Below are 17,506 nucleotides of genomic sequence, written 5' to 3'. Positions count from 1 at the left end.
CGGAAAATCCCGAGCGTGGCTTGGATGCAATTCTCTATCATTTTGCCAAGAGCGCCGCGCCTTCCAACGAACGCGCAAAAGGCAGCTCAATCCTCGTTTCGAGCCAGAGCATCTGATCCACTCCCCATTCGAAGCGGGATGCCTGGGCAAAATGGCGCGTCCTATAGCTATCGGGAGACGGACTTCATCAGCCTCCCCCGTCCATAAGACGTCTTGGTGCGGGTAGAGAGACTTGAACTCCCACGCCTTGCGGCACCAGAACCTAAATCTGGCGTGTCTACCAATTTCACCATACCCGCGTTCCCAAAACCGCATGGCAATGCCTGCCCATGGGGGCTTCCGGAGCGCGGCGTCTCTATATCACCCGTTTCAAACCACGCAAAGGAAAAATGACGGTTCCACGACTGCTCACAAAGCTTATCGGCATCTTCGGGTCAATATCGTCAGTAAAGCGGCTCTTCATAGACGGATTTGCCATCGAGAAGCAGGCTTCTGATGTGGGCTTTGCCGCCGGAAGAGATACGAGCGGCGATAGCGACGCGATTGGCATTGCGTGCGCTTTCGATGTCGTGCCCTTGTCCTTCGGGCACATAATAGCGCTCGATGCCATAGATCACGCCGATCATCTCCTGCGACGCATCGGTGGCGTCGCCATAAAATGTATAGTCGAACGGCAAGCTTTTCAGGATGACGGTATCAGGCTTTGGCTCAAGCGGCTTAAAGGATGATTCGACAATGCCCCAATAGCCGTCCTCCTGCTTTTTCAACCGAACGGACAGGACCTGAGTGGTCAGGCTCATTTTCGGCGGTCCGTCGCGCAGCGTCGACATCGGGACCCGCGAAATGTCGTAGTTCAAGGTGACGTAGTCGCCGCGCAGGAGATCGCGGGGATCGACAGGCGCTATCTTCAGAATGACTTCGACACCGCTTCGCAAGCCCCAAGCCCGTTCGCCGACCATATAGCCAAGGACGGCGGTCTGCAGGATGGCGACGATAATGGCTGCTGCCCACAGTCGGCGCGGAGTGACGGTGGCAATGTTCTTGTCGGCCATATCGGTCATGCCCGTGTCTCCTGCCTGTCTGCGTTGGAGAATCGTCGCTCGAGCTGGATGACCACCCACGCGGCGAGCGCTACCATCAGACCGGCGATCAGGAAGAAACCTGCCGTGCCGATGATCGAACCGATGGTCTCGCTGGCTAGATAAAGAATCTCGCAGGCAAAGACGAAGTAAGCGAGATAGCGCACTGCGCCATTGTCACGGCCGCCAAGAGCGATCGCCACCACCGCGCTTGCCAGCGTTGCGGCTGCCACGAGGATAAGCGGCAGCCTGTGGTCGACCCAAGCACTGCTGGAGAAAATGCCGCCGCCGATTTCCGCATGGACAAGGAAGAGGCCGATCGAGGCAAGAAGAAAGGCATAAAAGCCGGGCACGGCACCCGCCGACCGCACGACAGGCATGAGTGGCGAGGCTGGAACGCTGACGGCAAGGAAGACCACCATTCCGACGGCCGCGAAAAGGATCGCCGCATTCTGACTTTCATGCTGGCCAAAAAGCCATGTCAGCCATCCGACAAGCATGAGATAGGCGAAGTGCCGTGCCCCCGGTGCGTCGACATATCTGACGAGGATGATCAGAACTACTGACATCAGGGGCGGCACCCACGGCATGAGGCCATCCCAGTCGTTGAAATGATCCCAAAGATAGAAGCCGCAAAATGTCCAGGCGAGAAAGCCCGCAAGCGCGACCTGCGCGCTTGAGCAAAACAACGCCGCCACGATGCAGGCCGAAGCGAACCAGACGATCATCATCGTCAGTTCGTCGCCGGACATATTATACATCTGTCCGACCAGAGCCATGGCGCCGCCGAAGCTCAGCGTGCCGAGAATGAGCAGCGCTGCGGCAAGAATCGAGCGCCCCAGGGCCAGCAGGTAGGCGGCGCCTAGATAAAGGGCCCATATCATGGCGACCAGCGCCGCCAGACGCGCAAGCCTCGGGATCCCTTCCCAATTAGCGGAAATGAAGAGCAGCAGTGCAAGGCCGAGAAGCGTGGCCGCAATAATGGCCAGAACCCGACCAGCACTAAAACTCGTCTGGCGACCATCATATTCTTGCAGCATAGCCTTTGCCGCCGCCGCGTCGACAAGGCCCTTGTCGACCCAGATCTTCAGATCCCGCTCCAGCCTGCCTCTATACATCCCGGCTCCTCGCTGCGATTCCCCATCCGAGAAGAGTTATCACAAATCATCATGCAATCGATGCGCCCCAGCACAGACGGCCAAATGATCGTCCACTGCCGAGAGCTGTTTCGTTAATGTAATATTAAGCGATTGCTGTGTATTCTAAAGATTGGTATCGAGATACCCATACGAGACATGCGCTGACGACATGCCTATCATGAAATTATTGCGCTGCACAAACGATAAAAGTCATACTATTTATAACTCAACAGTACACGGCGGTGGCACGCCGGGCCGGCCTTAGTCGGAAAGAGCCTCGGGATCGATTTTCCCGACACGGAATTCGGAGCCGCACACTCCTCCTCCCAGTGCGATCCGATGGATTGACGACCCTCCTCCTCCCAGTCGTCAATCATTATAAATGACGCCCACCGCATCCTCCTCCCGCGGTGGGCGTTATTTTTTTCCCGTTTCAATCGGTTTATGCGCGACATCCGTGAAATGCGGCCAGATGACGGATTGTGTTCTCGGTGCAGTTACCGGCGGCTCCCCCAGATCAGCCACGAGCAGTCGACCTCCCTCAAAACCGCAAGGCTGGCAAAAACATGGCCGAATGACGGCAAGCGCCGCAATCAGCCTTGAAATGCCGAGCCGGGACTGACGTCATGCATCCAAATCCACTCTCGCTTCAGCCGCGATATGCACATAAAGCAGCCATCTTCTTGGGCAGACCGCCCACACGATATGCACCATATGCATGGGTGACATGAAGCTTTGGCGCTTTTAGTTCTTGCGGCGCAGCATATATAAGGAGGCATCAGATCGACGGCGGCACCAATCACGGGGCTACGAGATCTCCAAATCCTCGAAAGGGACTGAAATGAACCTGACCCGCTCCTTCAACAACTGGCGCAAGTATCGTCAGACCGTAAACGAACTCGGCCGCATGAGCGCTCGTGAACTGCACGACCTCGGCATCGATCGCGCCGACATTCATCGCGTTGCTCGCGAAGCCACCGGCCGCTAATCGCCGGATAGGCTTCGCCCACTAGCGAAAGCCTTCACAACGCCCGTTGCGGACCTCCGCGACGGGCGTTCTTTTTGTTCATTGTGCATCGCAACATTCCATGATCCGCTCTGAACCATTCGCGAGATGCAAGTCGTCCAAATTCTAAGCATTGATAGGTTTTTGGGCGTCATATTGCACAAATGCATAGCAGACGCCTTTTATTTGCACTGCACAAAAGGTGCGTTTGCGCCTATATAGAGTGCAACAGCTGAGGCGGTAATCGTACCGCCCGCAAACAAGATACTGAGGATAAGATCATGAACCCGATTCGCATTGCAAAGAACTGGATCAGCTACCGCCGCACTCTGAACGAACTCGGCAACCTCTCCAGCCAGACCCTTTCGGACATCGGCGTCAGCCGCTACGAAATCCGCAACATCGCTGCTCGTTCCTTCCGTTAATCGGTCGAAACTGCAGACTACTTCAAGACGGCGCCTTTCGGCGCCGTTTTTGATTCCGGGCGGTTATGTTCGTCGATACTCATCAACTTGCCTCGCTGTGGTTGATTTGCGCGTTCTGCGCCTATCGCTTTCACCGAACCTCTGCCCACTTTTGCGCGCTCTGCTCCGGTAAAGCGTTTGGATCGCCGCCCCGGCCGTGATAATGACGCGCGCATGACACAGACCAGTTCTCACTCCCCAATCCACGTCATTGGCGGCGGCCTCGCCGGCTCGGAAGCCGCGTGGCAAATCGCCAATGCCGGTGTACCCGTCATCCTGCATGAAATGCGCGGCGTACGCGGCACCGAAGCACACAAGACCGACGATCTTGCCGAGCTCGTATGCTCCAATTCGTTCCGCTCTGACGACGCGACCAGCAATGCAGTCGGCGTCATCCATGCTGAGATGCGTATGGCCGGCTCGTTGATCATGGCATGTGCCGACAAGCATCAGGTGCCGGCCGGTGGCGCGCTCGCCGTCGACCGCGACGGCTTTTCCGCGGCGGTGACGCAGGCGGTGCAGAGCCATCCATTGATCACGGTCGTCCGCGAAGAGATCCAGGGCCTGCCACCGAGGGAATGGGACCAGGCAATCATCGCCACCGGCCCGCTGACGGCGCCGGGGCTCGCCAGCGCCATTCAGGCCGAAACCGGCGCCGATGCACTCGCCTTCTTCGATGCTATCGCGCCGATCGTCTATCGCGACAGCATCAACATGGATATCTGCTGGTATCAGTCCCGCTACGACAGGGTCGGACCGGGCGGCACGGGCAAGGACTACATCAACTGCCCGATGGACGAGGCTCAGTACAACGCCTTCCTCGATGCGCTGATTGCCGGCGACGCCGTCGGCTTCAAGGAATGGGAAGGCACGCCCTATTTCGACGGCTGCCTGCCGATCGAGGTCATGGCCGAGCGCGGTCGCGAAACACTGCGCCATGGCCCGATGAAGCCAATGGGGCTCACCAATGCGCATAACCCCACGGTCAAGGCCTATGCCGTGGTGCAGCTGCGCCAGGACAATGCGCTCGGCACGCTTTACAATATGGTCGGCTTCCAGACGAAGCTGAAATATGGCGCGCAGGCCGAGATCTTCCGGCTGATTCCAGGCCTCGAGAATGCGGAATTCGCCCGCCTCGGCGGCCTGCACCGTAATACCTACATCAATTCGCCGACCTTGCTCGATCGCTCACTGGTGCTGAAGTCGCGGCCGGGCTTGCGCTTTGCCGGCCAGATCACCGGCTGCGAAGGCTATGTCGAAAGCGCCAGCATCGGCCTGCTCGCCGGCCGTTTTGCGGCTGCTGAGCGCAAGGGTGAAGCGGCATCCCTGCCGCCCAATACGACGGCGCTCGGCTCGCTGCTCAACCACATCACCGGCGGACACATCGTTTCTGACGAAGAGCCGGGCAAGCGCTCCTTCCAGCCGATGAACATCAATTTCGGACTTTTTCCAGAATTGGAGCCGGGTTCGATCGTCAAGCCGGAAGGCGTCAAGCGCTTCCGCGGCAAAGACAAGACGATCATGAAGCGCCAGCTCATCGCCAAGCGCGCACTTGGCGATTGCGCCAAGTGGCTGGGCGTGCAGGCACCCATGCTTGCGGAAACGCCTGAAACCTAAGGCTTTGACGTTCAGGCCTTTGCCGGCGGGGCGTGATGCTCGAGCTTCATGTCATCGCCAGCAACATAATTGCCGAGAAGCCAGAGCGAGACTTCCGCAGCTTCATCCGGGCTCTTGAATTCGAACGTGCCGTTGTGATGCGGCACGTCGAGAAAATCGACCGTCAGGCCGCGACCGGTTCCTGAAAGCTTGGCAAGAGCCCGGCCGGGCTCGATCAGGTGAACACTGAAATGATTGCGCACGTTGCGCATGAAGCCGGCCTTGTCATCATGCAGACGTACGAAGACCGCCTGCCCGTCCGCCGTCGTCTGCAGCTGGCGGATCGCCTCCATCGGAAAGGCGCGGCCAAATTCCAGAATGGCGAGGCCTGTGTCGTGCAGGCCATCTTCCTTGTTCTGCGACGCCATGCGCGTCGCGAAATAGGCAAAGAAGATGACGATCGCAAACAGTATGCACCAGACGACAATACCCACGGCAGATCCCCCTGAAATGCAAATCAAGTTGCCCATCCATCGTCATAGACGGCGAGACTTGCGCGAGCTTGGTGTATTTTAGATTTTCTTTGTGATCGACGCTATCGCCATGCGCATCTGACGACGCCATTGCGGCAGCGCCAACGGATGGTCGAAAAGACCGGCTCCGAGCGATTGGGCTTTCTTCAAGACCGGCTCTGCCAGCGTGGCAGGCAGAAACGCCGGAAACACCGCAGCCGGGATGGCGCCAGCCGCCCTGGCCTTGGCCAAGTGCTCGCGGCCGAGACCTGCGAATGCCTCGATCGCCACGGAAATACGGGCCCGATCTTCACCGGCAAGGAATGAATCGCGATCGAGACCTGTCGCAGTGAGAATCTCAAGAGGCAGATACAGCTGGCCGCGATGACGATAGAGCGGCATGAGCAACAGCAACCCGGCAATCGCCTGGGCGACGCCGGCGTGACCCGCGGCATCGGCCGAACGCTTCGCCTCTTCCGCCGATAGAATCAGGCTCGCAAGCTGGATGAGAGCTGATGCCGTCTCGCCGGCATAGCCTTCGAGATTGCCACGCGTCTCCATCGGATCGTCGTAGAGGTCGAAAATGCGCGCATCGATCATGTCGATCAGCGTCTGGCGCGGCAACCGGTATTGCTCGATCGCCGTCAGGAGCTCGGCGGCAATCGGATTGGCTTCGCTCGACCCGTGCGCCTGGCCTTCGAGAAGATCGCGCCAATATTGCATTCGCACTTCGCCCGGCAGTGGCTCGTGCACGAGATCGCGAATGCGCGCCAATTCAGCATTGAAAGCATAGAGCGCAGCAAGCGCGGGGCGCTTGTCTTCCGGTGCCAGCAGGCAGGCGAGATAACGATCACGATCGGTATCTCGAAGCGTGGCGAGGCAAATGTCTCGATTGTCGCGCGGCGCGGCTGTCGTCGTCATGCTTCCGTCCGGATCTCAAACCGCAATCAGTGCAGCGGCCACGGCGCGCGACTCGGATAGCATGATATTGAAGGTGCGTACCGCCGCCCCTGTGCTCATCGGGTCCGACGAAATCTGCTTGGCGCGTAAGGCAGCCTTGAGGTCGGCCGGCAGCGGCCGCAGCTCCATGCCCGTGCCGACGAGCAGCACTTCAATATCGGCGGCCTCATCGAGAACCCTCTGAAAACGATCTGGCGTCAGAGCATCGCCCTGCAGCATGTCCCAGCCGTAAATGCCCGATGGCAGGCAAAGCAGCGAACCACGATGCGACATGTCGGCAAAGCGGAAGCCGCCATTGCCATAAGCGTCGATCGGTGCGCGCCCTGGAAAATGCGCGTTGCGAATTTCTATACCTTTTGCCAATGTCTTACACCGCTGGTTTGCCTGACTGAATGTCGCCGGCTGCAGGCCCATTGCTTTCACCGCCGGCCTGGAACTTGTCCGGACGCAGCTTGAACAGGATCAGCACGGGCGCCGCAATATAAATCGACGAGAAAGTGCCGACGGCGACGCCGAAAAGCAGCACGAAGGTGAACGAACGTATCACCTGGCCGCCGAAAATGTAGAGCGCGAGCAGCGCCAGAAGCGTCGTCGCGGATGTCAGAATGGTCCGAGATAGTGTCTGATTGATGGAGGCATCGATCAGGATCGGCAGCGGCATCTGCGAATAGCGCTTCAAGTTCTCGCGCATCCGGTCGTAGACCACCACCGTATCGTTCAGCGAATAGCCGACGATGGTCAGGATCGCGGCAATGCCGGTCATGTTGAATTCCATGCCTGATAGCACGAAAAGGCCGAGCGTCAGGATGACGTCGTGCAGTGTGGCGATGATCGCGCCGACTGCGAACTGCCATTCGAACCGCAGCCAGATGTAGATCAAAATTGCAATCAGTGCCGCGAGAACGGAAAACGAGGCGGTGGTCGTGATTTCGCCGGAAACGGCGGGACCAACGACCTCGACGCGGGCAAAATCATAGTCTTTGCCCAATTCCTCGCGCACGAGCGTTACGGCTGACTGTTCCGCATTCTCTCCCCCATCCTGCGCATGCACGCGAATGACCGCTCCCAGGCGATCGGTGAGCCTATCGACCTGGACATCGCCTGGAATGATATTCTCAAGGCGGGATTGAATATCTGCCGGATCGGCAACACCCTGCTTGGCGCGAACCTCGATGATGGAGCCGCCGGCGAAATCGATGCCTAGATGCATGCCGACCGTCGCGAAGGCAAGAAGGGTCGCAACCGATAAAGCCGCCGATATCGTGAAGGTGTAGCGGCGAATACCCATGAAGCGGATGTTGGCATTGTCGAAAACACCGCTGCGAACACCGACAAGCAATGTGCGCGGCTTGCGATGCGATATCCACATGTCCACGAGCGAGCGAGTGACGAAGCAGGACGTGAAGAAGGTCGTGAAAACGCCGATGATCAAGGTCGCCGCGAAGCCACGCACCGAGCCGCTGCTGGCGTAAAACAGAATGGCAGCGACGATGAGCACCGTCAGATTGGCGTCGGCCACGGTTGCCGCGGCCCTATTGAAGCCATGGCGAAGCGCATCAACGAGGAGATGGGTCTTCTTTTCCTCCTCGCGCACGCGCTCGTAGATCAAAACCAGAGCATCGAGCCCGATACCGATGATGAGGACGATGGCGGCGACACCGGGCAATGTCAGTGCTATGCCGAACAATCCCATGATCGCGACGACCATCACGATGTTGATGATCAGCGAGATGGTCGCGACAACGCCGAGCAGACGATAGAAGCCGATCATCAGGGCGGTCACGAACAATGCGGCGGCGATGCAGGCGATGATGCCGAAGCGCGCCGCCTCGTTGCCCAGGCCGGGCTGGATGGTTCGCTCTTCGACGGGTGTGAGCGTTGCGGGCAACGGTCCGCTCTTGATCATCACCGCAAGGTCCTGGGATCCCTGGGCCGTGAAGTCGCCGGGGATATCGACTTCCCCGGTTGCGATCACCGTTTTCAGCGCGGCGGTGGAGATGATCTGATCGTCGAGCACCACGACGACGATCCGGCCAAGATTGCTTGCCGTCGTTTGCGCGAAACGATGGCCTGCTTCCGCCGTCAACTTGACGGAAACCGTCCCGCCTCCGTTGTTGACCACAGCCTCGGCGTCGGCGAAATCCACGTTTGAGAGGATAGGCTGTCGTTGGACGAGATAGCCGACTGGCGGATCGTCCTCGGAAAACATGACGTCTGAGCCGGCGGGCGGATGGCCATCCATGGCCGCCTGTACCGTCATGGACTGATCGACTAAGCGGAAACTGAGTTCGGCTGGCTGCCCGAGGAGGTTCTTCAACCGCTGTGGATCTGCAAGGTCGGGGACTTGCACGACAATGCGATCCCGCCCCTGACGGCGGATCAAAGGCTCGCCCACGCCCAGTTGCGCAATGCGATCACGAATAACCTTCATCGAGCGGACGACAGCGGAGGAGACATGACTATTGATATCCTCGTCGGTGATATCGAAGGTCATTGCGCCGTTCGCGCCCTGGGAAAGCTTGACCGGCGGCTTATCCGATCCTGCCGTGAGCGGGTGCAGTGCCGTCAGGGCAGCCTGGACCTGTGCGGTGTCGTTGATGCGAAGCTCAATCTTCCGTCCGGTCCCGGTCAGGCCGGAATAGGCAATATTGACGGTGCGCAGCCGGGTCGCGATATCGCTGACGAGATTTTCAAGGCGATCCTTCTCGACATCGTCCCGTTCTATCTTCAGCAGAAGATGCGAGCCGCCGCGCAGATCCAGACCGAGCCCGATCTTTCTATGCGCCCACCAGGAAGGAAGCGAGGAAACTGTATACTCCCCAAGCAGGTTGGGGATGGCAAGAAGCACGCTCAAGAGAACGGCGAACCAGATCAGGGTGGTCTTCCACCAGGAGACGTGCAGCATCGCTCTCTCGAATTTGGGCTTCTCTACTGCGCCCCGCTCTCCATAGGAATTGCAATGGGCGCAGTAACACCTTGAATTTGTGCACAGTCTCTCAAGAAAGTCGATTCCGATTTTCGAAGACATGCACTCGCCAGGCGAGCTGCCTGCACGCGAGAAGCTTACGCAGCGTCGGCCTTGACGGGCTCACCCTTGACGCGAACTTCGGAAATGGCGCTGCGGACGACGCGGATGCGAACGCCGTCTGCGATTTCGACTTCGAGTTCCTTGTCGTCGATGACCTTCGTGACCTTGCCGACAATGCCGCTGGTAACGATCTGATCGCCGCGGCGAATGTTCTTCAGGATCTCGTCACGCTTCTTCGCCTGCGCACGCTGCGGACGGATGAGAAGGAAATACCAAACGACCATCAGCGGCACAAACAGGATGATCATTTCAAAGCCGGAACCGCCGAAAGCGCTAGCGGCCGAATCTGTAGCGCTCTGCGCATATGCGTTGGTGATAAACATCGAGAACTCCCTTGAACTCCTTGCGGGAACCGGGCCCGCGTCAGGTGGCCGGAATATAGTTACGCGCATGGCGATTGCAACAAAAACAGCCGCCAACCGTACCGTTTTCCCGGTCTCTTAGCCTTTCAGGCCCGAAAGGAGCATGATACCCGGCAAGACAGCGCGCGCATTTTACGACTTTCTTGTTCAATATTCAGGAGGAAAACGGTGACTGAAGACCAAAACGCCCTGATCCTTGCCGAAGTTCGTCGCCTTGCCGATGCTGTCGAACGTCTGGCCGGGCCGGCTCCGGCCATCAATGACTGGAATGCTGCCGACTGCTTCGTATGGGCTCCTGCCCGACTGCATCTGCAGCCCGTGCCGCGGCCGAACCGGGTTGCAATCACCCTCATTCGCGGCGTCGATCATGTACGCGACATTCTGCACGAAAACACTCTGCGTTTCGCCGAAGGTTTTGCCGCCAACAACGTACTGCTGTGGGGCGCGCGTGGCATGGGCAAGTCCTCGCTCGTCAAGGCCGTCCATGAGGATGTACGCCGCGCGACCGGCGTGTCGCTGAAACTCATCGAAGTCCATCGCGAAGACATCTCGTCGCTGCCGGTGCTGCTCGACATTCTGAAGGCCGCGCCGCATCGCATCATCATTTTCTGCGACGACCTCTCCTTCGACCACGACGACACCGCCTACAAGTCGCTAAAAGCAGCGCTCGACGGCGGCGTCGAGGGACGCCCGGACAATGTATTGTTCTATGCCACCTCGAACCGTCGCCATCTGCTGCCGCGCCACATGATGGAGAACGAGCAGTCGACGGCGATCAATCCGTCAGAGGCAGTCGAAGAGAAGGTTTCCCTCTCCGATCGCTTCGGTCTCTGGCTCGGCTTTCACAAGTGCAGCCAGGAAGACTATCTGCAAATGATCGACGCCTATGCCGACCATTTCAAGCTCGACCTCGACCGCGCCAAGATACACCACGAGGCGCTGGAATGGGCGACGACGCGCGGCGCAAGATCGGGCCGCGTTGCATGGCAATACATCCAGGATCTCGCCGGGCGGCTGCGCATCGTCCTCGAGCGCGACTGATCGGCGTATACAATGCTCCAAACGACAAAAAGCCCGGCAAGCGCCGGGCTTTTTGCAGAGTCCTTGAGACGCACGACCTATTCAAGGAACGTCATTGGGTTGACTGGAGCCGAATTCTTACGGACTTCGAAATGGAGCTGCGGCTGGCTGACATTGCCGCTCATGCCCGATGTCGCGAGGGTCTGACCGCGTTGAACCTTCTGGCCGCGAGCAACGCTGAGTGCGTCGGCGTGGCCGTAGACCGTAACCGTGCCGTCGTCGTGACGGACGAGGACCGTATTGCCGAGTTCCTTCAGGCCATTGCCGGCATAGATGACGACGCCGTTCTCGGCGGCCTTGATGGGCGTACCCTCGGGAACGGAGATGTCGATACCATCGTTACGGCTGCCATTGACGTTGGCGCCGTAGCTGGCGACGACAGCACCGCGGACCGGCCAACGGTATTTGCCGATGCCGGTCGCCTCGGGCGCATCCGCCTGCGTGTCTGATTTGGCCGCATCGTTGATCGACTGGTTCGGAGCGATCGAGGCCACCTCTTTCGCCTTCGGAGCATCGGCTACGGCGGCAACCTTGGGTGCCTGCTTGGCAGCGGGTTCAGCGACCGGCACGGCGCCCGGCTTAACCGAGACCTTCTGCGGCTCGATAGAAGCGGTCTTGACCGGATCGGCCGCGGCAACGGCGCCATGCGGCAATGCCAGCGCCTGACCGATGCGAATGCTGTCGCCAGCCTGCATGTTGTTCGCCCGCTTCAGTTCGGCAACGCTAACGCCGCTTTCCTTGGCAATTCTCGCCAGCGAGTCGCCCGGCTTGACGACATAGCTGCCAGCACCCTTCGGGCCGGGGCCTTTTCCGTTACCGGCGGCAAGCTTGTTCGGGTCGGGAAGACCGGCCTGAGACTTGCCGCGCATCTGGTTGCCGGACGGCAGCGCAAGCGCGTCTTGCTGCGGAGCCTTGCCCGGACCTGGCATCTTGCCGCCCTTCGACAGATCCGTAGCTTCCGAAGCCATCTTCGCAGGGCTCGAGGCACCTGCGCCATTCTGGGTCGGGATGATGATCTGCTGACCGGGCTGAGCACCGGCGCCGTTGCGCAGACCATTGGCCCGCAGAATTTCCTTCTCGGGAACGCCATAGCGGCGCGACAGCAATGCGATGTTTTCGCCCTGATGCAGCGTCACGCTCGGAGCATTGACCGTGGTCCAGCCCGGAGACATTTGCGGCGTAGCGGCGGCCGTCTTGATCGTGCCGGTCGACAGGGTGTCCGGTGCGAGCGCCGGAGCGTTGCGCGAACCGCCATTGCCACGCGTCGCCGGGAATGGCTGGGCCAAGGCCTCGTTTTCAGCCCTGGAGACGGCTCGCGGACGAGCGATCTCGGCGGAAGCGCCGGGAGGAGCAAGTTCGGAGCGCTGGATTGCAACCGGCGCCGCGGATGCCCGCGCGCTGGAGTAAGAGGGATTATAGCGAGCCGGGGAGTTCGGATAGGGTTGCGAGACCGGTGCGCTCTGCTGCGAATAATCCTGCCGGCCATAGCCGCCGGCTTGGGCAACATCGGCGCGCGGCACCGGATCGCCGTTCGGACCATTGAGGCTTCGACGGTTTATCGAACCCGTCGTCACATTGTCCGTCTTGTTGAAGAGCCCGCTGAAACGGGTCGTGTCTGAGCTACAAGCTGTTGCAGTGCTCGCCAGAAGAATGGCCACAAGGACTTTCCCTGCCGATTTACCGAAGTTTGAAGAAAGACTGAAACCCATGACTCGACCCACTTAAGACGCAACCGTTTATGGGTCGATTAAAGCGCGTTAATCTTACCATGCGGTTAAAGCACTGGTGCGGCATGTGTTTTTTTGAGGAATTGCTAACCATAGAAAAAAGAAGCAGCCTTCGGCCCTGCCGCTTCGGCTGCATCCGCCTGAATTGAGCCTCAAAGATAAGAGGCGAGCATCGGCACGATGGGCTGGTAAGGAACGTCGAAAAGCTCCTCGCGCTCGAAGCGGCTACCGGTCTTCGTCAGCCGCACCAGGCGGCAAACATCCTCGGAGACGATCAGCGGCGCGATCATTGATCCGCCCGACACCAACTGCTCGGCATAGAAGCGCGGCATGGTCGAAAAGGCTGATGTCACCAGGATGCGATCGAAGGTGCCCTCGCTTTGCAGCCCGACGCTGCCATCGGCCTGACGAATAATAACATTGCGCAGGCCCAGCGCATCCATGCGTTGCTGCGCTGATGTCGTCAGGGTCTTGTAGCGATCGACGGTGAGCACGCGCTCGACGATTCGCCCCATGACGGCGGCAGTAAAGCCGCTGCCCGTGCCGATTTCGAGCACGCGATGGCCCGGCTTGATCTTCAGGCTGTGAAGGATGCGCACGACAAGGTCGATGCCTTCCATGAAGGCGCCGCACTCGATCGGAATCGTCCGGCTGGAATAGGCATCCTCGGCAAATTGCGGCGGCACGAAAGGCAGGCGCGGCGTCTGCTCGACGGCCGTCATCAGATCGATATCCAATATGCCTTCAGCCCGCAGCCGCAGAACAACAGCTGCAAAGCCTTCCTTCTCCACCAAACGAGGCGTCAATCCGTTACTCCATACCAAGCGCCCGCGCCACGCGGTCTTGCGCCGAATAATCCGTCAGATCCAGTTTCAAAGGCGTTACCGAAATGCGATTTTGCTTCAACGCCTGAATATCCGTTCCCGGACGGAAGATGCCGCTGCGTTCACCGAAACGCAGCCAGTAGTAAGGGAAGCCGCGGCCATCGGCACGCTCTTCCACCTGAACGTTGAAGGCGAGATTGCCCTGCGCCGTCACTTCCGTCCCGGCAACTTCGTCCGGGCGACAGTTCGGGAAGTTCAGGTTCAGGAAGGTGCCGTCGGGCAGATCGACATTCATGAGCTTGCCAAGCAGAGCCGGAGCATGCGCCTCCGCCACTTCCCAGGGCACGATGCGGGCACCATTCTCGTACACATATGCTTGGCTCAGCGCGAAAGAACGAACGCCTTGCAACGTCCCTTCGATCGCCCCGGCAATGGTTCCGGAATAGGTAACGTCATCGGCGACGTTTGAGCCCGAATTGACCCCTGAAAGGATGATGTCGGGCTTCTTATCCAGAACCTGGCGGATCGCCATGATGACGCAATCGGTCGGCGTACCCCGCAGCGCGAAGTGCTTGTCGGAAACCTTGTGCATGCGCAGCGGCTCCGACAGGCTCAGCGAATGGGCAAGGCCACTCTGATCGGTTTCGGGCGCCACGACCCAGACGTCATCGGAGAGGGTGCGGGCAATGCGCTCCAGTGCCGCCAGACCTTCGGCATGAATGCCGTCATCATTGGTCAGAAGTATGCGCATCGCCCTACCGCCTCGATTTAAGCCGCTTTCTCGATCCTCTTCACACCACCCATATATGGCAGCAGTGCGTCGGGGACAGTGACGGAGCCGTCGGCGTTCAGATAATTCTCAAGCACTGCGATCAGGCAGCGGCCGACGGCCGTGCCGGAGCCGTTCAGCGTGTGAACGAACTTCGTGCTCTTGTCTTCCTTACCGCGATAGCGCGCATTCATCCGCCGGGCCTGGAAATCGCCGCAGACCGAGCAGGAAGAGATTTCGCGATAAGTATCCTGCCCCGGCAGCCAGACTTCGAGATCATAGGTCTTGCGAGCGCCGAAGCCCATATCGCCGGTCGACAGCGTCATGACGCGATAGTGAAGGCCAAGGCGCTTCAGCACTTCTTCGGCGCAGGCGGTCATCCGCTCATGCTCGGCAATGGAGCTTTCCGCATCGGTGATCGACACCAGCTCGCACTTCCAGAACTGGTGCTGACGCAGCATACCGCGCGTATCGCGGCCAGCCGAGCCTGCTTCAGAGCGGAAGGATGGCGTCAGAGCCGTGAAGCGCAGCGGCAGCTTCTCATGATCAAGGATCTCGCCAGAAACGAGGTTGGTTAGCGAAACCTCCGCGGTCGGGATCAGCCAGCGACCATCCGTGGTTCTGAACAGATCCTCTGCAAATTTCGGCAGCTGACCGGTTCCGAACATCGCCTCGTCACGCACCAGCAGAGGCGAGCTGACTTCAGTGTAACCATGCTCGCCGGTATGCAGATCGAGCATGAACTGGCCGAGCGCACGCTCCAGGCGTGCCAACTGCGATGTCAGCACGGTGAAGCGCGAGCCAGAAAGCTTTGTGGCGCGCTCGAAATCCATATAGCCAAGCTCTTCGCCGATCTCGTAGTGTTCCTTCGGCTGATGGTTCCACGTCGGCTTGGCACCCCAGGAATGCTTGACGACATTATCATGCTCGTCCTTGCCGACCGGCACATCCTCAAGCGGAATATTGGGAATGCGCGACAGCGCATCGTTGAGCTCGGCCGTCAGCGCGCGCTCCTGCTCTTCCGCAGCGGGAAGCGAGACCTTGATGTCGGCGACTTCCGCCTTCAGCTTCTCGGCAAGCTCAGTATTCTTTTGCGCCATCGCCGCGCCAATCTCCTTGGAGGCGGTATTGCGGCGGGATTGCATATCCTGGACGGACTGCACGACGGACCGGCGCTTCTCATCGAGCGCGATGAGGCTTTGCGACAGAGACTCCATGCTGCGCTTGGCAAGCGCTGCATCGAAAGCCTCGGCATTCTCACGAATCCATCTGATATCAAGCATCTTCGTTCCAGGTCGTTTCACATGAGTAAAACTCCGACCGAGACTTCGGTCGGAGGTCGAAACGGCAAATACCTGAGAAACGAGGCTGAGGCCTCCCTCGCCTAAACGTCAATCCGTCTTGGCAACGTCGGAACTCTCGCCACCCTCTTCAAGCGCTTGCCGAGTACGCTGGCGTTCCACGAGTCGCGCCGCGTAGATGGAAATCTCGTAGAGAAGGATCGTCGGCAGTGCAAGGCCGATCTGGGACATCGGATCCGGCGGCGTAAGCACGGCGGCGACGATAAAGGCGAAGACGATCGCGAACTTGCGCTTTTCCGCAAGCCAGGTCGACGTCAACAGACCGACGCGCGCCAGCAGCGTGGTAATGACCGGCAACTGGAAGACAAGGCCGAAAGAGAAGACCAGCGTCATGATCAGGCTCAGATATTCCGAGACCTTCGGCATCAGCGCGATACCCACCTGACCGTCGCCCGGCGCCTGCTGCATCTTCAGGAAGAACCACATCACCATGGGCGTGAAGAAGAAATAGACGAGCGCCGCGCCCATCAGAAACAGGATCGGCGACGCGATCAAGAACGGCAGGAAGGCCGAGCGTTCGTTCTTATAGAGGCCTGGCGCCACGAACTTGTAGATCTGGGCGGCGATGATCGGGAAGGAAATCACCAGGGCGCCGAACATGGCGACCTTGACCTGGGTAAAGAAGAATTCCTGCGGCGCGGTATAGATCAGCTCGGCCTTTGCAAGGTCGAGATTCGCCCATTCGACCGCCCATTTATAGGGATAGACCAGATAGTTGAAGAGATGTTTCGCCACGGCGAAACATGCGATGAAGGCAACGAAAAACGACACGAGCGACCAGATGAGCCGCGTGCGCAATTCCATAAGGTGTTCGATAAGCGGCTGCGGCTTATCGTCGATATCACCCGTCATGCGTCGTCCTTCTTCTTCGGCGTTGTCTTGCTGGCTGTAGCACGCTTCCTGGGAGCTGCGGCCGTTTTCGCTACGGCAGCGGTTGCCACTTTACGTGGCGCACGCTTTGGCTTTTCCGTGACAACGGGCGTCTTTACCGCGGCGGCAGCGACTTCGTCGGCCTTCGCGGTCGTTTTGGCTCTGGGCTTCTTCGGCTTTGCGACGGTTTCGCTGACAACCGGGACCGATTGCGTCGCAGCCGCCGCCGCTGGCGACGGATTGCTCGGCGCAGCAGTTGCCGAAAGCGCTTCCGGCAGGCCGGCCGAGACACCCGGTACCGGCTCTGCCGGCAGCGGCGTGGCGGCAACTGCTGGCTTGTCCTGCGTCGTTGAACGCTGGAGATCGGCCTTTATCTCGTTGCCCATCTCGCGCAACGGGTTCATTGCCTCACGCAGAGAATTCACCGGATTGAGCTTCTGCGCATCGGCAATCGTCTGCCGGACATCATTCAGATCCGCTTCACGCATCGCTTCGTCGAACTGGGCACGAAAATCGCCGGCGACTTTACGGGCGCGCGCCGTCATCTTGCCGATTGTCCGCAGCGTTGCCGGCAGTTCCTTCGGGCCGATGACCACGAGGGCCACGACGGCAATAACCACCAGCTCCGACCAGCCTATATCGAACATGCAAAGGCTCCTGGGCACACGG

17 protein-coding genes and 1 tRNA gene are annotated in these 17,506 nt (G+C 59.4%); 4 read left to right on the top strand and 14 right to left on the bottom strand.

The window, feature by feature from the left end:
• Positions 1-214: 214 nt before the first annotated feature.
• The 3 genes from GGD46_RS04455 to GGD46_RS04445 all read right to left on the bottom strand — a co-directional run bounded on the left by GGD46_RS04455 (position 215) and on the right by GGD46_RS04445 (position 2,197).
• Positions 215-299: transfer RNA gene (locus GGD46_RS04455), tRNA-Leu, on the bottom strand.
• A 144-nt stretch (positions 300-443) separates the two neighbouring features.
• Positions 444-1,052 carry a GDYXXLXY domain-containing protein gene (locus GGD46_RS04450; RefSeq protein WP_409527663.1) on the bottom strand — a complete coding sequence of 203 codons (609 nt, stop codon included), beginning with the start codon at positions 1,050-1,052 and terminating at the stop codon, positions 444-446.
• A gap of 5 nt (positions 1,053-1,057) precedes the next feature.
• Complete coding sequence (locus GGD46_RS04445) at positions 1,058-2,197, bottom strand: DUF2157 domain-containing protein (protein WP_184702132.1); 1,140 nt, start codon at positions 2,195-2,197, stop codon at positions 1,058-1,060.
• 862 nt (positions 2,198-3,059) lie between these two features.
• Between GGD46_RS04445 and GGD46_RS04440 the strand changes: the two genes are divergently transcribed.
• The 3 genes from GGD46_RS04440 to trmFO all read left to right on the top strand — a co-directional run bounded on the left by GGD46_RS04440 (position 3,060) and on the right by trmFO (position 5,305).
• Positions 3,060-3,206, top strand: a complete 147-nt coding sequence (locus tag GGD46_RS04440) for a DUF1127 domain-containing protein (protein ID WP_081615319.1) — start codon at positions 3,060-3,062, stop codon at positions 3,204-3,206.
• Positions 3,207-3,505: 299 nt separating this feature from the next.
• Positions 3,506-3,649, top strand: coding sequence for a DUF1127 domain-containing protein (locus GGD46_RS04435; RefSeq protein WP_069611985.1), 144 nt, complete (start codon positions 3,506-3,508; stop codon positions 3,647-3,649).
• Between the two features lie 213 nt (positions 3,650-3,862).
• The gene (gene trmFO, locus GGD46_RS04430) at positions 3,863-5,305 is read left to right on the top strand and encodes a methylenetetrahydrofolate--tRNA-(uracil(54)-C(5))-methyltransferase (FADH(2)-oxidizing) TrmFO (protein WP_184702130.1); all 1,443 of its coding nucleotides are present in this window, start codon (positions 3,863-3,865) and stop codon (positions 5,303-5,305) included.
• Between the two features lie 11 nt (positions 5,306-5,316).
• Here trmFO and GGD46_RS04425 read toward each other — a convergent pair whose 3' ends face one another.
• The 5 genes from GGD46_RS04425 to yajC form a co-directional block, all read right to left on the bottom strand.
• Positions 5,317-5,778 carry a hypothetical protein gene (locus GGD46_RS04425; protein WP_184702128.1) on the bottom strand — a complete coding sequence of 154 codons (462 nt, stop codon included), beginning with the start codon at positions 5,776-5,778 and terminating at the stop codon, positions 5,317-5,319.
• A 78-nt stretch (positions 5,779-5,856) separates the two neighbouring features.
• Entirely contained in the window at positions 5,857-6,717 is an 861-nt protein-coding gene (locus tag GGD46_RS04420; RefSeq protein WP_184702126.1) for a phytoene/squalene synthase family protein, read from the bottom strand.
• A 15-nt stretch (positions 6,718-6,732) separates the two neighbouring features.
• Positions 6,733-7,119 carry an Mth938-like domain-containing protein gene (locus tag GGD46_RS04415; RefSeq protein ID WP_184702124.1) on the bottom strand — a complete coding sequence of 129 codons (387 nt, stop codon included), beginning with the start codon at positions 7,117-7,119 and terminating at the stop codon, positions 6,733-6,735.
• 4 nt (positions 7,120-7,123) lie between these two features.
• Positions 7,124-9,661, bottom strand: a complete 2,538-nt coding sequence (gene secDF / locus GGD46_RS04410; protein ID WP_184702122.1) for a protein translocase subunit SecDF — start codon at positions 9,659-9,661, stop codon at positions 7,124-7,126.
• A 158-nt stretch (positions 9,662-9,819) separates the two neighbouring features.
• On the bottom strand, positions 9,820-10,167 hold the full coding sequence (yajC, locus tag GGD46_RS04405) for a preprotein translocase subunit YajC (protein WP_184702120.1): 348 nt from the start codon (positions 10,165-10,167) through the stop codon (positions 9,820-9,822).
• Between the two features lie 207 nt (positions 10,168-10,374).
• Between yajC and GGD46_RS04400 the strand changes: the two genes are divergently transcribed.
• Positions 10,375-11,247 (top strand): ATP-binding protein, encoded by an 873-nt coding sequence (locus tag GGD46_RS04400; RefSeq protein ID WP_184702118.1) that lies wholly within the window; start codon positions 10,375-10,377, stop codon positions 11,245-11,247.
• A 77-nt stretch (positions 11,248-11,324) separates the two neighbouring features.
• Here the strand turns inward: GGD46_RS04400 and GGD46_RS04395 are convergent, their stop codons facing one another.
• The 6 genes from GGD46_RS04395 to tatB all read right to left on the bottom strand — a co-directional run bounded on the left by GGD46_RS04395 (position 11,325) and on the right by tatB (position 17,484).
• Complete coding sequence (locus tag GGD46_RS04395; protein ID WP_184702116.1) at positions 11,325-12,995, bottom strand: LysM peptidoglycan-binding domain-containing M23 family metallopeptidase; 1,671 nt, start codon at positions 12,993-12,995, stop codon at positions 11,325-11,327.
• 170 nt (positions 12,996-13,165) lie between these two features.
• Positions 13,166-13,819, bottom strand: a complete 654-nt coding sequence (locus GGD46_RS04390; protein ID WP_184702114.1) for a protein-L-isoaspartate(D-aspartate) O-methyltransferase — start codon at positions 13,817-13,819, stop codon at positions 13,166-13,168.
• Between the two features lie 4 nt (positions 13,820-13,823).
• On the bottom strand, positions 13,824-14,588 hold the full coding sequence (gene surE, locus GGD46_RS04385; protein ID WP_184702112.1) for a 5'/3'-nucleotidase SurE: 765 nt from the start codon (positions 14,586-14,588) through the stop codon (positions 13,824-13,826).
• Positions 14,589-14,605: 17 nt separating this feature from the next.
• Positions 14,606-15,889, bottom strand: coding sequence for a serine--tRNA ligase (gene serS, locus GGD46_RS04380; protein WP_184702110.1), 1,284 nt, complete (start codon positions 15,887-15,889; stop codon positions 14,606-14,608).
• 108 nt (positions 15,890-15,997) lie between these two features.
• Complete coding sequence (tatC, locus tag GGD46_RS04375) at positions 15,998-16,819, bottom strand: twin-arginine translocase subunit TatC (RefSeq protein ID WP_184702109.1); 822 nt, start codon at positions 16,817-16,819, stop codon at positions 15,998-16,000.
• A complete protein-coding gene (gene tatB / locus GGD46_RS04370) occupies positions 16,816-17,484 on the bottom strand; it encodes a Sec-independent protein translocase protein TatB (protein WP_184702107.1) in 669 nt (222 codons plus the stop codon). Before tatB ends, tatC begins: the two co-directional genes overlap by 4 nt.
• Between the last annotated feature and the right edge of the window lie 22 nt (positions 17,485-17,506).

It is taken from the genome of Martinezella lusitana (genome assembly GCF_014207095.1).
Classification (GTDB): domain Bacteria; phylum Pseudomonadota; class Alphaproteobacteria; order Rhizobiales; family Rhizobiaceae; genus Rhizobium; species Rhizobium lusitanum_B.
The sequence above is the reverse complement of the archived record's forward strand: the minus strand, read 5'-3'. Positions and strand labels throughout refer to the sequence as shown.